General features: G+C 64.4%; 15 protein-coding genes. 11 read left to right on the plus strand and 4 right to left on the minus strand.

The window, feature by feature from the left end:
* Positions 1 to 119: 119 nt before the first annotated feature.
* The 6 genes from mepA (at position 120) to SINAR_RS0127850 (ending at position 6,178) form a co-directional block, all read left to right on the plus strand.
* Positions 120 to 1,187 (plus strand): penicillin-insensitive murein endopeptidase, encoded by a 1,068-nt coding sequence (mepA, locus tag SINAR_RS0127825; RefSeq protein WP_028002124.1) that lies wholly within the window; start codon positions 120 to 122, stop codon positions 1,185 to 1,187.
* Positions 1,188 to 1,313: 126 nt separating this feature from the next.
* Positions 1,314 to 1,694, plus strand: a complete 381-nt coding sequence (locus tag SINAR_RS0127830; RefSeq protein ID WP_028002125.1) for a methylglyoxal synthase — start codon at positions 1,314 to 1,316, stop codon at positions 1,692 to 1,694.
* A gap of 47 nt (positions 1,695 to 1,741) precedes the next feature.
* Complete coding sequence (locus tag SINAR_RS0127835) at positions 1,742 to 2,761, plus strand: glucokinase (RefSeq protein WP_028002126.1); 1,020 nt, start codon at positions 1,742 to 1,744, stop codon at positions 2,759 to 2,761.
* A 108-nt stretch (positions 2,762 to 2,869) separates the two neighbouring features.
* Positions 2,870 to 4,675: an ABC transporter ATP-binding protein gene (locus tag SINAR_RS0127840; protein ID WP_028002127.1), complete on the plus strand. Its 1,806-nt coding sequence runs from the start codon at positions 2,870 to 2,872 to the stop codon at positions 4,673 to 4,675.
* 18 nt (positions 4,676 to 4,693) lie between these two features.
* The gene (dapB, locus tag SINAR_RS0127845; RefSeq protein ID WP_028002128.1) at positions 4,694 to 5,512 is read left to right on the plus strand and encodes a 4-hydroxy-tetrahydrodipicolinate reductase; all 819 of its coding nucleotides are present in this window, start codon (positions 4,694 to 4,696) and stop codon (positions 5,510 to 5,512) included.
* A 30-nt stretch (positions 5,513 to 5,542) separates the two neighbouring features.
* Positions 5,543 to 6,178 (plus strand): 2,3-bisphosphoglycerate-dependent phosphoglycerate mutase, encoded by a 636-nt coding sequence (locus SINAR_RS0127850; RefSeq protein WP_028002129.1) that lies wholly within the window; start codon positions 5,543 to 5,545, stop codon positions 6,176 to 6,178.
* A gap of 139 nt (positions 6,179 to 6,317) precedes the next feature.
* Here the strand turns inward: SINAR_RS0127850 and SINAR_RS0127855 are convergent, their stop codons facing one another.
* Positions 6,318 to 7,190 (minus strand): methylated-DNA--[protein]-cysteine S-methyltransferase, encoded by an 873-nt coding sequence (locus tag SINAR_RS0127855; RefSeq protein WP_028002130.1) that lies wholly within the window; start codon positions 7,188 to 7,190, stop codon positions 6,318 to 6,320.
* Positions 7,191 to 7,262: 72 nt separating this feature from the next.
* Positions 7,263 to 7,760 carry a DUF2244 domain-containing protein gene (locus tag SINAR_RS0127860; protein ID WP_028002131.1) on the minus strand — a complete coding sequence of 166 codons (498 nt, stop codon included), beginning with the start codon at positions 7,758 to 7,760 and terminating at the stop codon, positions 7,263 to 7,265.
* Positions 7,761 to 7,782: 22 nt separating this feature from the next.
* On the opposite strand from SINAR_RS0127860, the gene nth reads away from it, so the two are divergent.
* Complete coding sequence (gene nth, locus SINAR_RS0127865; RefSeq protein ID WP_028002132.1) at positions 7,783 to 8,565, plus strand: endonuclease III; 783 nt, start codon at positions 7,783 to 7,785, stop codon at positions 8,563 to 8,565.
* Between the two features lie 22 nt (positions 8,566 to 8,587).
* On the opposite strand, the gene SINAR_RS0127870 is transcribed toward nth, so the two are convergent.
* Positions 8,588 to 9,181, minus strand: coding sequence for a TetR/AcrR family transcriptional regulator (locus SINAR_RS0127870; RefSeq protein ID WP_028002133.1), 594 nt, complete (start codon positions 9,179 to 9,181; stop codon positions 8,588 to 8,590).
* A gap of 66 nt (positions 9,182 to 9,247) precedes the next feature.
* On the opposite strand from SINAR_RS0127870, the gene SINAR_RS0127875 reads away from it, so the two are divergent.
* The 3 genes from SINAR_RS0127875 (at position 9,248) to SINAR_RS0127885 (ending at position 11,358) form a co-directional block, all read left to right on the plus strand.
* Positions 9,248 to 9,673 carry a VOC family protein gene (locus tag SINAR_RS0127875; protein ID WP_028002134.1) on the plus strand — a complete coding sequence of 142 codons (426 nt, stop codon included), beginning with the start codon at positions 9,248 to 9,250 and terminating at the stop codon, positions 9,671 to 9,673.
* A gap of 139 nt (positions 9,674 to 9,812) precedes the next feature.
* Complete coding sequence (locus SINAR_RS0127880) at positions 9,813 to 10,805, plus strand: adenosine kinase (RefSeq protein ID WP_028002135.1); 993 nt, start codon at positions 9,813 to 9,815, stop codon at positions 10,803 to 10,805.
* Between the two features lie 37 nt (positions 10,806 to 10,842).
* Positions 10,843 to 11,358, plus strand: coding sequence for a P-loop nucleotide/nucleoside kinase family protein (locus SINAR_RS0127885; protein ID WP_028002136.1), 516 nt, complete (start codon positions 10,843 to 10,845; stop codon positions 11,356 to 11,358).
* A 20-nt stretch (positions 11,359 to 11,378) separates the two neighbouring features.
* Here SINAR_RS0127885 and SINAR_RS0127890 read toward each other — a convergent pair whose 3' ends face one another.
* A complete protein-coding gene (locus SINAR_RS0127890; RefSeq protein ID WP_234710666.1) occupies positions 11,379 to 11,882 on the minus strand; it encodes an SH3 domain-containing protein in 504 nt (167 codons plus the stop codon).
* A gap of 252 nt (positions 11,883 to 12,134) precedes the next feature.
* Between SINAR_RS0127890 and SINAR_RS0127895 the strand changes: the two genes are divergently transcribed.
* Positions 12,135 to 13,139 carry a 2-hydroxyacid dehydrogenase gene (locus SINAR_RS0127895; RefSeq protein WP_028002138.1) on the plus strand — a complete coding sequence of 335 codons (1,005 nt, stop codon included), beginning with the start codon at positions 12,135 to 12,137 and terminating at the stop codon, positions 13,137 to 13,139.
* The last annotated feature ends 131 nt before the right edge of the window (positions 13,140 to 13,270 follow it).

Genomic DNA, 13,270 nt, shown 5'->3' on the forward strand with positions numbered 1-13,270 from the left:
CGCCGCGCGTCCTGTCAGGCGCGCAAAGATCGCTGCAACGCTTCAGGTTGCTGCATGTTTTGCCCTTCCATCGGGTAGATCGAAGGAAACATGCAGTGCTGCAGCTGATGGGGAATGGAATGAGATTTGATACGCGTGCTGCGCTTCGGCGCTGCGGTTCGATCGTCCTGGCTCTCGTCACGGGGCTGAGCCTCGTTTCGGCGGAGGCGGCCGCGAGCGATGCCACGCCGGCCAAGGAACTCTTCGGCGCCAAAGCCTTGCCGATGCAGGCGGCGCCGGCCTCGTTCGGATTCTACTCCAAGGGCTGCCTCGCCGGTGGCGTCGCCATCCCCACCGACGGCCCGACATGGCAGGCGATGCGGCTCTCGCGAAACCGCCGCTGGGGGCATCCCGCGATGATCGCATTGATCGAGCGCTTCTCCCACGACGCGGTCGAGAAGATCGGCTGGCCGGGTCTTCTGCTGGGCGACATCTCGCAGCCGCGCGGCGGTCCGATGCTTTCGGGCCACGCTTCGCATCAGATAGGACTCGACGCCGACATCTGGCTGACGCCGATGCCGCAAAGAACGCTGAGCTACCAGGAGCGCGAGACGATTTCCGCGACGTCCATGCTCGACAAGAGCAAGTTCCTGACGGTCGATCCCTCCATCTGGACGCCCTCTCACGCCCGACTGATCATGCTGGCCGCGAGCTACCCGGAGGTCGAGCGGGTCTTCGTCAATCCGGCCATCAAGAAGAAGCTCTGCGACACCTGGAGAGGCGACCGCTCGGCGCTCGGCAAGGTTCGGCCGATCTATGGCCACGACTATCATTTTCATATCCGTATCAGATGCCCAGCAGGCTCCAAGGGCTGCAAGGACCAGGCCGAGGTTCCGGCGGGTGACGGCTGCGACAAGTCGCTCGCCTGGTGGTTCACGGACGAGCCTTGGGCAAAGCCGGCGCAGAAACCCGGCGTTAAGCCGCCGAAACCGAAATTCGCGACGCTTTCGGATCTGCCGAAGGCTTGCGCCCTGGTGCTGAACGGCCCCGCACCTGCTTCCGAACAGGAGGCGACCTACGGCACTGCCTTTCGGGCGCCTGCCGCGATTCCGGCTGCCGCTACCAGCATAGAAGCGGTGATCGATGCGGCAGGCGAAGCGCCGCTCGCAAACATTCCCGTGCCCTTACCCCGGCCGGGCTTGCAGTAGGGGAAATGCCGTAGAGCTTTGCAAATTACCGGTGCTCATGTATACGCGCTTCAAATCGATTTAAATCGGTTCGCATGAGCGCGCCCGCCGAGACGGCTCCCGCGAACGCTTGCAAGGGGCTCTTTGATGGCAGATCGGAAATGTCTGGCCCTGATCGCCCACGATCAGAAGAAGGATGACCTCGCGGCCTTTGCCAAGGCCAACGAGGCGGTTCTGTCCAATTGGAAGATCGTCGCCACCGGGACGACCGGCGGCCGCGTTCTCGACGTCTGCCCGGGGCTCGATATCGTGAGGCTGAAGAGCGGTCCGCTCGGCGGCGATCAGCAGATCGGCGCACTGATCGCCACGGGGGACGTGGATTGCCTGATCTTCTTCGTCGATCCGCTGACGGCGATGCCGCACGATGTCGACGTCAAGGCGCTGATGCGACTCGCGATCGTCTACGACATCCCGATGGCGCTCAACCGCGCGACAGCCGAGCAGTTGATCGACTTCAGGCGCAACTGATACATAATCCCCGGACATTCACGCCGCGATCAGGACGGACATCTGCCATGCCCAATGCGAGTGACCACAGCTTTTCCTTTCCGATCCTGATCGGCGACATCGGCGGCACCAACGCCCGCTTCGCATTGCTCACCGATGCCTATGGCGAGCCGAAGCAGCTTGCACCGATAAGGACGGGCGATTTCGCGACGATCGAGGAGGCGATGCAGAAATGCATTCTCGACAAGACCTCGGTCCAGCCGCGCTCCGCGATCCTTGCCGTGGCCGGGCCGATCAAGGGCGACGAGATACCGCTGACGAATGCCGACTGGGTGATTCGTCCGAAGGACATGCTGGCGAGCCTCGGGCTCGAGGACGTGCTTATCATCAACGATTTCGAGGCCCAGGCGCTTGCGGTCGCCGCGCCGGCCGACCAGGATGTCGTTCCGATCGGCGGCGGCGCCGTCCGGCCCTTCAGCTCGCGCGTCGTGCTCGGCCCGGGAACCGGTCTGGGCGTTGCCGGACTGGTCTATGCGCAGCACACCTGGATACCCGTGCCCGGCGAGGGCGGTCATGTCGACATAGGTCCCCGTACGGAGCGCGACTTCCGGATCTGGCCTTTTCTCGAGCCGATCGAGGGGCGCATGGCTGGAGAGCAGATCCTGTGCGGACGCGGCATCATGAATCTCTATCATGCGGTTTGCGCCGCCAACGGCGAGGAGCCGGTCCTTGCGGATCAGGCGGCCGTGACGACGAGCGCCCTGTCCGGCGCCGATGCGGCGGCGGTCGAAACCGTGTCGCTCTTTGCGACCTATCTCGGGCGCGTCGCCGGCGATATGGCCCTGGTCTTCATGGCGCGCGGCGGCGTATTCCTGGCGGGCGGCATTTCGCAGAAGATCCTGCCCGCACTGATGAAGCCCGAATTCCGCTCGGCATTCGAGGACAAGGCGCCGCATACGTCGCTGATGCGGACGATCCCGACCTTTGCCGTCATTCATCCGATGGCGGCGCTTTCCGGTCTCGCAGCCTTTGCCCGCACGCCGAGGGACTTCGGTGTTGCAATGGAGGGACGGCGCTGGAGAAGGTGACGCCGTGGCCGGCGCAAAGACTCGCCAAAGCGGCAGCAAAGCACTATAGAGCCCCCGAAAGCGATGCCGGTGTGCGGTACGCGAGCGGGCTCAGGGAAGACGGGCTTATTGAACGCCAAGGATAGAAACAAGCGCGCAGTCGATTCCGAAACGATCACGGGGATCCTCAGGCGCGTCATCGCCGAAAACGGCCGCGACCACATCCGGGGCTATGCTTTTGCAATCGCATGTCTCGTCGTGGTGGCCGCGACGACCGGCTTCACCGCCTGGATCATGGAGGCGGTCGTCAACGAGGCTTTCGCCAACAGGCGCGCGGATATCGTGCTCCTGATCTGCGGTGCGATCTTCGCCGCCTTCGTCCTCAGGGGGCTTGCGACCTACGGGCAGGCAGTCGCTCTTTCCAAGATCGGCAACAGCATCGTCGCCAGCTACCAGCGCCGCCTGTACGCGCATCTGATGGCGCTCAGCGTCGGCTATTTCCACGAGCACCGCTCCGCTCAGCTCGCCGCCAAGGTCAGCCAGAACGTCAGCGGCATTCGCGACGTGCTCAACATGACGGTCACCTCGATTGCCCGCGACCTTCTGACACTGATCGGCCTGGTCGCGGTCATGTTCAGCAAGGACTGGCTCCTGTCGCTGATCGTTTTCTTCGTTGCGCCGCCGTTGCTCCTCGGACTTCGCTACATTTCCAGGCGCCTGCGCCTGGCGACGCGCGAGGCCGTCGAGGTCAACAGCCGGGTTCTCGGCGCCATGCAGGAGACCATCCAGGGCATCACCATCGTCAAGGCCTTCACGATGGAGAACGAGCTGCGGCGCAAGGTCGAGGCGATCATCGATCGCGCCGAGAACCGCGCCAACCGCATCGCGCGGCTGAGCGAGCGAACCGCGCCGATGACCGAGACCTTCGCCGGACTGGCGATCTCAAGCGTCCTCGCCTATGCCGCCTTCCGCACGATCTATCACAACGTGCCGCCCGGAGCGTTCTTCGCCTTCGTCACCGCCCTGCTCATGGCCTATGATCCGGCCCGGCGTCTCGCGCGCCTGCAGGTCTCGCTGGAACGCGCCGCCGTCAACGCACGGATGATTTACGAAATACTCGATACGGTGCCGCATCAGCGCGACCGGCCGGGCGCAACGGAGCTGACCTTCAGCGAAGCGACCGTCGAGTTGCGCGACGTTCGCTTCGCCTACGGCAATGGTGAGGAAATCCTCAAAGGGGTCAGCTTCCGGGCGGAGGGCGGCAAGACCACGGCGCTCGTCGGCCCGTCCGGCGCCGGCAAGTCGACCATCATCAGCCTCATTCCGCGATTCTACGATCCGCGGTCCGGCGAGATCCTGATCGACGGCCAGAATATCGCCGGCGTCACCAAGCAGTCGCTTCGTGCCGGCCTCGCCTATGTCTCGCAGCAGCCCTATCTCTTCGAAGGTTCGATCCGCGACAACATCCGTTACGGCCGTCCCGATGCGACCGATGCCGAGATCGAGGAGGCGGCGCGGCTTGCCTACGCCCATGATTTCATCCTGGCGCAGCCGCAGGGCTATGACACGCCCGTCGGCGAGCATGGCGTGACGCTGTCCGGCGGCCAGCGTCAGCGCCTGTCGATTGCGCGCGCACTCGTCCGCAACGCGCCCGTCCTGCTTCTGGACGAGGCGACATCGGCGCTCGACACGGAGTCGGAAGCGGCCGTCCAGAAGGCGCTGGACCAGGCGATGAGCGGCCGCACCGTCATCGTCATCGCCCACCGGCTCTCCACCGTCGTCAATGCGGACAAAATCGTCGTCATGAAGGATGGCATGGTCGTCGAAGAGGGCACCCACGAGGAGCTTGCGCGCCGTCCGGACGGTCTTTACGCTCGCCTCCACAATCTTCAGGGCGGCGGAGCGGATACGCTCGCCGAGGCCCAAATCCTGTAGCACAAGAGGAAGTTCACGATGAGCGAAACGGACATGAAGCTCGTGGTGGTCGGCGCGGCCGGCCGTATGGGCCAGACGCTGATCCGGATCGTGCACGAGACGGCCGGTGTGTGCCTTCATGCCGCGATCGAGCGGCCCGGATCGCCCTTCATCGGCCGCGATGCCGGCGAGCTCGCCGGTGTCGGCTCGATGGGGGTCGCCATCACCGACAAGCCGCTCGAAGCTTTTGTCGAAGCCGAGGGCGTGCTGGATTTCACGGCGCCCGCCGCCACTGTGGAGTTCGCAGGTCTTGCGGCGCAGGCGCGCATCGTCCACGTCATCGGCACGACCGGATGCTCGGCGGACGACGAGGCGAAGATCCGTGCCGCCGCCCGACACGCTCGCGTCGTCAAATCAGGCAATATGAGCCTCGGCGTCAACCTGCTCGGCGTGCTCACCGAAAAGGCCGCGCGCGCGCTACCGGCTCAGGGATGGGACATCGAGATCCTCGAAATGCACCACAAGCACAAGGTCGACGCGCCCTCCGGCACGGCGCTGCTCCTTGGTGAAGCGGCGGCGAAGGGGCGCGGCATCGAGCTTGCGGACCACTCCGTGCGGGTACGCGACGGCCATACCGGCGCACGGCCCGAAGCGGCGATCGGCTTTGCGACGCTCCGCGGCGGCTCGGTCATCGGCGAGCATTCGGTGATGATTGCGGGAGAGGGCGAAATGGTCACCCTTTCGCACAGCGCCACGGATCGTTCGATCTTCGCTCGCGGGGCTGTCGCGGCAGCGCTCTGGGGTCGGAGTCAGAAGCCAGGCTTTTATTCCATGCTCGACGTTCTCGGGCTCGACTGAAATCCGATAATTTACAAAGAGGAAATCGAAATGAGCGGCACTCTCGTCCTTGTCCGGCACGGCCAGAGCGACTGGAACCTGAAGAACCTCTTCACCGGCTGGCGCGATCCCGACCTTACGGAGCTCGGCATCGAGGAGGCAAAGGCCGGCGGCAAGGCGCTCGCCGATTACGGCATCAAGTTCGACGTCGCCTTCACCTCCGTCCTCGTCCGGGCCCAGCGTACCTGCCAGCTCGTGCTTGATGCCGTCGGCCAGTCGTCGCTCGAAACGATCCGCGACCAGGCCCTGAACGAGCGCGACTACGGCGATCTCTCCGGTCTCAACAAGGACGATGCGCGGGCGAAATGGGGCGAGGAGCAGGTCCATATCTGGCGGCGCTCCTACGACGTGCCGCCGCCCGGAGGCGAGAGCCTGCGCGACACCGGCGCGCGCGTCTGGCCCTATTATCTGACCGACATCCTGCCGCGCGTGCTTTCGGGCGAGAAGGTGCTCGTCGCCGCCCACGGCAACTCGCTGCGCTCCCTCGTGATGGTGTTGGACAAGCTGACCAAGGAAGAGATCCTCAAGCTCAATCTCGCGACCGGAGTGCCGATGGTCTACAAGCTGAACGCGGATTCGACCGTCGCTTCGAAGGAAGTGCTCGGGGATATGTCCGGGGCGCATTGAGGGCGGTTGCCCCTCTCCCCGCCTGCGGGGAGAGGGAACGTGCCAGCGGCCAGATGTGTATGGGCGCGGTTCGCCGCTTGTCCCTTCGCCCCGCGGGGAGAAAGTGCCGGTGGGCGGATGGGGGCATCATGGCGGCCCTTCAAGCTTTCCCCGCCTCCCAGCCGAGAATCGCGCGCTTGCGCGTCAGGCCCCAGTGATAACCGGTGAGATCGCCGGTCTTGCCGAGTGCGCGGTGGCAGGGCACGACGAAGGAGATCGGATTGCGCCCGACCGCCGCGCCGACGGCACGCGAGGCCGTCGGCTGGCCGAGGTCTTTGGCGATCTTCGAGTAGGTCGTGGCCTTGCCGAACGGGATTTTCAGAAGCGTCTGCCATACGCGGACCTGAAAGTCCGAGCCGATCAGGAAAATCCTCAGCGGCTCTTCCGCGCACCAGCGGTCGGGATCGAAAATGCGCGCCGCATAGCGCGCCGTCGCCGCGCTGTCCTCGACATAGGCGGCGTTCGGCCATCTGGTGGCCATGTCTTCGAAGCTCGCCCGCTCCTCGCCCGAATCGGCGAAGGCGAGGCCGGCCAGGCCGCGGTCGGTCACCATCACAAGGGCCGTGCCGAAGGGCGAGGGGTGAAAGCCGTAGCGGATGGTGAGACCCGCGCCGCGCGCCTTCCATTCGCCGGGCGACATCGCTTCATGCGTGACAAAGAGATCGTGCAGCCGGCCCGGCCCCGACAGGCCGACCTCGATGCTGGTCTCGAGCAACGGCATGTCCTCCTGGCGCAGCAGCCGCTTGGCGTGGTCGAGAGTGATCGCCTGCAGGAAGGCCTTGGGCGAAAGCCCCGCCCAACGGGTGAAGACCTTCTGAAGCTGCGTCGGCGATTGGCCGAGGCGCCGGGCAAGCGACTCGAGCGACGGCTGCTCGCGATAATCTTCGGTCAGCATCGCGATCACGCGCCTGACCGTGTCGTAGTCGGTGCCTTCCGGGGTGATGTCGGTGGGAATGGATGTAACGACGTTCATGATCATCTCCTTGTGCCACAGATAATCATGCCGGCAATCCCGTAACCACCCGATTCTTGTCGCCCAGCCGGCTCAACGCGACCTGGCGGTCGCCAGCGCCCGGGCAAAGGCGACGGCGAAGGTCTCGCGGTCGTCGCGGTTGAGGAAGGAGCCGATCTCGGTCTGCCGGCCGCCGCCACTGATCTTCATCGAGACGATGCCGATCTCCTGACGACGCTTGATGCTGAAACGTGCCCAGAAGGTGTTGAAGCGGTGTTCGATCACCTTTCCCGACGGCGCGAACTTCCTGACCGACACGTCGGTGCGCGAGACGCTGACTTCCTCGCGGGCCCGCCCCGCGTGGTAGTTGAGCCAGAAGGCACCGAACAGCAGGATGAAATCGAGGCCGAAGAAAAACACGATCGGCCAGGCGCCGATGACCAGAAACACGATGATGTGCATCAGGCTCATGATGCCGGCGATCATCAGGAAAATCTTGAAGCCCCTGTGTCCCAGCGAGCGGTAGGGGGTGAGTTCGGCCGCAAAGATCGGCTCGTCATTGATGGTTGGCGCAGCGTTGCCTTTGATCATGACCCTTGACTATAGATGCAGCATGAAAAACGTGAAACTCAAATCGCCACCACACGAGCCGAAGCCGGCAAAAGCGACAACGCGCCGCACGGGAGGCCGTGCGGGACCGCGCAGCGCATACCGCCCCGCGGAAGTGGAGGAAATCTTCCGCCGCTTTGCGGTTCAGCGTCCGGAGCCGAAGGGCGAGCTCGAGCACGTCAATCCGTTCACGCTCGTCGTGGCGGTGGCACTCTCGGCGCAGGCGACGGATTCCGGCGTCAACAAGGCGACCAGGCAGCTCTTCGCCGTCGCCGATACGCCCGAAAAGATGCTGGCGCTCGGTGAGGAACGGGTTCGCGACTATATCAAGACGATCGGCCTCTATCGCAACAAGGCCAAAAACGTCATCGCGCTCTCCGAAAAGCTGATCGCCGACTTCGGCGGCGAGGTGCCGCGCACGCGCGAGGAGCTCGTGACGCTGCCCGGCGTCGGGCGAAAGACCGCGAACGTCGTGCTCTCGATGGCTTTCGGTCAGCCGACGATTGCCGTCGACACCCACATCTTCCGCATCGCCAACCGCATTCGGCTCGCGCCCGGCAAAACGCCGGACGAGGTGGAGGCTCACCTCCTGCGCGTTATCCCCAAGCACTATCTGTTCCATGCCCATCACTGGCTGATCCTGCATGGGCGCTACGTGTGCAAGGCGCGGCGGCCGGAATGCGAGCGCTGCGTCATTGCCGACCTCTGCAGATCGCCGGAAAAGACCTGCGACGTCCCGGCGCCGCTCGTCGAATTGCCGCCGCAGATGGTTCCCGCCGCCGGCTAATTGCCCGCCTGAGGGCGACGGGTCATGGAGCGATCAGGCGATCGATCAGCCGGTCGATGGCGTAGGCATAGTCGGCGCGAGCGGCACCCGCGTCGATTTCGAGCGCCGCGCGATCGAAAGCGGCCGACAGCAGGAACGCCATCGCCTTGACGGTCTTTTCTTCCAGGCGGTGCGGAGCCATGGCGGCGGCCAGGCCTTCCTCCAGCGTTCTGCCGCCATGGGCGGCGTCGAGAGCCGCCATTTCGGTGACGCCCAGCACGGCCGGCCCGTCAAGCAGCAGCAGGCGCACCCTGCCTGGAACGGCCATGGCATCGAAATAGGCCGCTGCTCCGGCGAGCAGTGCCTCGCGAGGTGCCAGGGGAGCGCCGGCCAATCGCTCGATCGTCGCCGCGACTTCACAGGCTTCCCGTTCCACGATCGCCCGAAACAGCGCCTTTTTGTCGTCGAAGTGGTGATAGAGCGCGCCGCGCGTGAGCCCGGCTGCGGCGACGATGTCCGGCGTCGCGGTTTCGGCGTAGCCTCTGGAGACGAAGAGTGTGCGTGCGGCATCGAGGATCGCCGTTCGGGTGGCATCGGAGCGCTCCCGGTTGGAGCGCCGTGGTTCTTTTTGTTGCATACATGCAGCCTGTATGTTATCGAGGATACATGCAGATTGTATGTGATCAGGCGACGGAGGGAAAGGATGAAATCGACGAGCTATTATCCGGTGATCATGACGCACGACGTGCGGCGGACGGCGGATTTCTACGTCAAGCATCTGCGCTTCGAGGCACTTTTCGTCAGCGATTGGTATATGCATCTTCAATCGACCGAGGACGAACATGTCACGCTAGCCGTGCTCGACTACCGTCATGAGACGGTGCCCGAACGGCACCGGGCGCCGGTGCAGGGCCTGCTTCTGAATTTCGAGGTGGAAGACCCCGATGGGCTCTATGCCGAGATACGCGATGCGGGCCTGCCCATCCTTAAGCCGATCTGCGACGAAGACTTCGGTCAACGCCATTTCATCATGGCCGACCCGAACGGCGTGATGATCGACATCATTAAGCCGATCCCGCCAAGCGCCGATTTCGCCGGCGCCTATGATGCAAAGGCGCTGCCGACGTGATCGTCGGCATCCCCCGATTTTCCGCTGCATGCGGGAGCCTTCCGGCATTTGAAGAAGCGCATAACGCTGTTGCGTCTTCCAAATGGCCGGAAAACCGCTATTAACGAACACCGGTCACCAAGAAACCCGGACGGAGTTCATGGCAAAATACGACGTTCTGACGATCGGCAACGCGATCGTCGATATCATTGCGCGCTGCGATGACAGCTTTCTCGAGGAAAACGGCATCATCAAGGGCGCGATGAACCTCATCAACGCCGAACGCGCCGAGTTGCTCTATTCGCGAATGGGACCGGCGGTCGAAGCCTCCGGCGGCAGCGCCGGCAATACGGCGGCAGGCGTTGCGAGCCTTGGCGGGCGCGCTGCCTATTTCGGCAAGGTCGCCGACGACCAGCTCGGCGAGATCTTCACCCACGACATCCGCGCACAGGGCGTCCATTTCCAGACGAAGCCGCTCGACGGCCATCCCCCGACGGCCCGCTCGATGATCTTCGTGACCGAGGATGGCGAGCGCTCGATGAACACCTATCTCGGCGCCTGCGTCGAGCTCGGTCCTGACGATGTCGAGGACGACGTCGTTGCCCAGTCGAAGGTAACCTATTTCGAAGGCTACCTATGGGACCCGCCGCGCGCCAAGGACGCGATCCGCGAAGCGGCGCGCATCGCCCATGCCCATGGGCGGGAAACGGCGATGACGCTCTCCGACAGTTTCTGCGTGCATCGCTACCGGAGCGAGTTCCTCGAGCTGATGCGCTCGGGCACGGTCGACATCGTCTTCGCCAACCGGCAGGAGGCGCTCGCGCTTTACGAAACCGAAGACTTCGACCGCGCGCTCGCGCTGCTGGCCAAGGACTGCAAGCTTGCGGCGGTCACGCTGAGCGAGGAAGGCTCCGTCGTCGTGCGCGGGTCTGAGCGCGTACGCGTCGGCGCGAGCGTTCTGGAGCAAGTGGTCGACACCACCGGTGCCGGCGATCTCTACGCGGCCGGCTTCCTCTTCGGCTACACCGCGGGCCGCTCGCTCGAGGATTGCAGCAAGCTCGGCAATATGGCCGCGGGCATCGTCATCGGCCAGATCGGCCCGCGCCCGCTGGTTTCGCTTGCCGGCGCTGCCCGGCAGGCTGCTCTCGTCTGAGGCTCCCGTCCGAGCGGCGAAACGAAAGCACGCGTTCATGCTCATCATCTTGGGAGGCTTGCCCGGCTCCGGGAAGACGACGATTGCTCGCGCTTTGGCGAAGCGGTTAGGCGCGGTGCATGTGCGCGTCGATACGATCGAGCAATGCATTCGAGCTTCGGGCGTCCCGGACTCCGAAGTCGGGGCCGCAGGATATCTGGCGGCCTATGGGGTGGCCGAGGACAACCTCACGCTCGGCCACACCGTCATTGCCGATTCCGTCAATGGCCTGGGCGTGACGCGAGACGCCTGGCGCGCGGTCGCAGACCGATCGGCGGCACCGGCCGTCGAGGTGGAGGTCGTCTGCTCGGACAAGGCGGAACATCGCCGGCGCGCGGAAACCCGGCTTTCCGACGTACCGGGGCTGACGAAACCAACCTGGCAAGAGATCGCCGATCGCGTTTACGAAGATTGGGGGTCGCGTCCCCTCGTCATCGACACCGCGGCGACGAGCGTCGACGAGCTCGTCGCCGACCTTATTTCGAAGCTCGAGCGCAGCCGTATGGGGAGCTGACGCCGCCCCTTCGCCACCGCCTATTTGAAGGCCTCGCCCGGATATGCGCCCCAGATCTCGCTCTGGGCGATCCAGCCTTCGACCCCTTGCGTTTCGGCATGGCACCAGTCGCCGTTGCATTCGCCGATGTGCAGCATGACGCCGGGTTCGATGCGGGCGACGATCGGCGCAGTGCCCTGCGGGTCGCGACGCATGTTGACGAAAACGCCCTCACCCTTGCTGCGCATCCATGGGGCGGCCAGGGCCGTACGATCGCCGGAGAGAAGCGCCTGGTTGACCCAGCCCTCGGTACCGTCGGCGTCCCGGATCCGGCGCCAATTGTCGTATTCCTGGATGATCTCGACCGGCACACCGGATTTGAGGTAGCGGAAGGCAACTGCATAATCGATGCTCGGGCCGATTCTCAGGTTTACGCTTTTCGCCTTCAGGCTGACGAAACGGGGGAGGGGAAGCCCGCTCGGCCCTTTCGCGGCCTGCGCGTGGGCGGTGGCGGCCGTCAAGACCGCTCCGAGCAAGGCTGCCATCGTGAGAATGGAAACTCTGGAAATGACGTGACGCATGACGAAGCTCATCTTCCGAACGTAAGCAGGGCTTTGCGCAGGCCCTTGCGATGCTGACCGGCCAGTCGCCCGCAAATCCCCGCACCTTTCGAATCCCCGCACGGGGCGGCGACTTTCAATTGTGTTCCCCACCGGGTCTGGTAGAAATTGCGGCTGTAGGGAGAACTATCACCCGACTTGGTTAAGGACCCGTCAACGAGGGCGCTGCTCACAGCAATGACAAGCAAGAAAAAGCCAACGGTGTACATCACCCGCAAACTGCCGGACCTCGTCGAAACCAGGATGCGCGAGCTCTTCGACGCGGAGCTGAACATCGATGACACGCCGCGCAGCCAGCCGGAGCTGGTTGCCGCGGTCAAGCGGGCCGACGTGCTCGTGCCGACGGTGACGGACCGGATAGACGCCGCGCTGATCGAGCAGGCCGGGCCGCAGCTCAAGCTCATCGCCGCCTTCTCGAATGGTGTCGACAACATCGATGTGGATGCGGCCGCGCGCAAGGGCATCACCGTGACCAACACGCCGAACGTCCTGACCGAGGATACCGCCGACATGACGATGGCGCTGATCCTCGCGGTGCCGCGCCGCCTCGCCGAAGGTGCCCAGATGCTGACCGATCGGAAGGGGGAATGGGCAGGCTGGTCCCCCACTTGGATGCTGGGCCGGCGCATTGCCGGCAAACGCATCGGTATCGTCGGCATGGGGCGGATCGGAACCGCCGTCGCCCGCCGCGCCAAGGCTTTCGGGCTTTCGATCCACTACCACAATCGTCACCGCGTCAAGCGCGAAACCGAGGAGATGCTGGAAGCGACCTACTGGGACAGCCTCGATCAGATGCTCGCCCGCGTCGACATCGTCTCCGTCAACTGCCCGTCAACCCCGGCGACTTATCATCTGCTCTCCGCCCGGCGGCTGGCGCTGATGCGGCCCGACAGCTATATCGTCAACACCGCCCGCGGCGGCATCATCGACGAGGCCGCTCTGATCAAGAGTCTCCGTGAAGGCAAGATCGCCGGCGCAGGCCTCGACGTGTTCGAAAACGAACCGGCCGTCAATCCGAAGCTCATCAGGCTTGCCGGCGAGGGAAAGGTTGTGCTCCTGCCGCATATGAGTTCGGCGACGCTGGAAGGCCGCATCGACATGGGCGAGAAGGTGGTGATCAACATCCGTACCTTCTTCGACGGCCACCGCCCGCCCGACAGGGTGCTGCCCGGGCGGGATTGAACCTTTGCTCCCCTGAATGAGACGCGCGGCGCCGTTGGAAACGTATCGGAGGACTGCAATCTCCCCTTCTCTGTGCCTGTCACAGAGATGAGAGCAACGCCGCGTCTGCGGCGAGGGAAGGGTTCTTTCAG

It is taken from the genome of Sinorhizobium arboris LMG 14919, assembly GCF_000427465.1.
In the GTDB taxonomy this organism is placed as follows: domain Bacteria; phylum Pseudomonadota; class Alphaproteobacteria; order Rhizobiales; family Rhizobiaceae; genus Sinorhizobium; species Sinorhizobium arboris.